2 protein-coding genes and 1 pseudogene are annotated in these 1002 nt (G+C 60.3%); all 3 read left to right on the forward strand.

Annotation, left to right across the window (positions count from 1 at the left end; all coding sequences use genetic code 11):
- Nucleotides 1–249: pseudogene (locus ACXJ7R_RS34205) on the forward strand (hypothetical protein); the annotation flags it as partial.
- A gap of 151 nt (nt 250–400) precedes the next feature.
- Entirely contained in the window at nt 401–598 is a 198-nt protein-coding gene (locus tag ACXJ7R_RS34210; protein WP_457155650.1) for a hypothetical protein, read from the forward strand.
- Nucleotides 599–711: 113 nt separating this feature from the next.
- Nucleotides 712–975, forward strand: coding sequence for a hypothetical protein (locus ACXJ7R_RS34215; protein WP_457155651.1), 264 nt, complete (start codon nt 712–714; stop codon nt 973–975).
- The last annotated feature ends 27 nt before the right edge of the window (nt 976–1002 follow it).

A 1002-nucleotide genomic window follows, 5' to 3' on the forward strand; every position in this document is an offset into this window, starting at 1 on the left:
TACTACGCCCTTAACCCGGCAAAGGCCGAGCGGAAAATCGCGATGATCCACTACGGCCTATATAACGTCGGGCTTGTGATCATGCTGCCTGCTTTGTATCTGATGCTGCATGAAGGCTATACGGCAATCGAACCGGTCGTTGCCGTCGGCTCGCTGATCGTGGCTGCGGCGGTGCTGCTATTCGCCTTCGTGGTTTTCTCAAGTGCAAGCGTACGCTCGGCGTCTGCGCTATCGGCAGCCACACGCTGAATTGGCGAAGCCCGAAATTGAAAAGCCCGCCACCAGAGGCAGCGGGCCAATAGGCCGTCGACGGGAGGTTGGTTAGAGATTTTGCCGGCGGGGTCGAGTTCATCCCCGAGAATGGCGGCGGCGCCGGGGTGAGGTTGAGGAAGAGCCCTTCATGATCGCCACCATGTTTCGCTGGGGCGTGATCCTCGGCATCATCGGATTCGTCGGCGGGTTTGTCGGGCCGGTGATCTTCACGCCTGAAGCAAACCAGGGTCCACTGCTCGGCATCTTCATAACCGGGCCGCTGGGCTTCGTTGTCGGTCTGGTCGTAGGATTTGTGCTGTCACTTCGGCCGAGTCGTCGCTTCTGAAATCGTCAAGCGCGCCCTTGCGGGAACGAAGCTTGCGCGCGATGCTGCGGACCATGATCGGGAGTTCCGTTGTGTTGGCCACGAAAAGTCCGTCGATCGCCTTTCTTGCCGGGATGGCAGTTTGTTGTGCCACGAGCGTCGCCGAGGCTCGGCCCGACACGCGCACGATGAGCTGCGAGCAGCTTCAGCAGTTGATCCAGAGCCGGCACGCYGTGGTGCTGACCACCGGCCCCAACACATATGACCGCTATGTGCGCCAGTTCGGCAATGAGTGCGACTGGCCCGACGTGCCGATGTCCGCCGCCGTTCCAACCCGCGACGGCCAATGCCGCGTCTATCACTGTGAGGAACCGAGCTACAATCTACTGGTGCGATAACGCCATGAAGGTGGGGATTCACAGAAT

The organism is Mesorhizobium sp. P5_C1 (genome assembly GCF_054049815.1).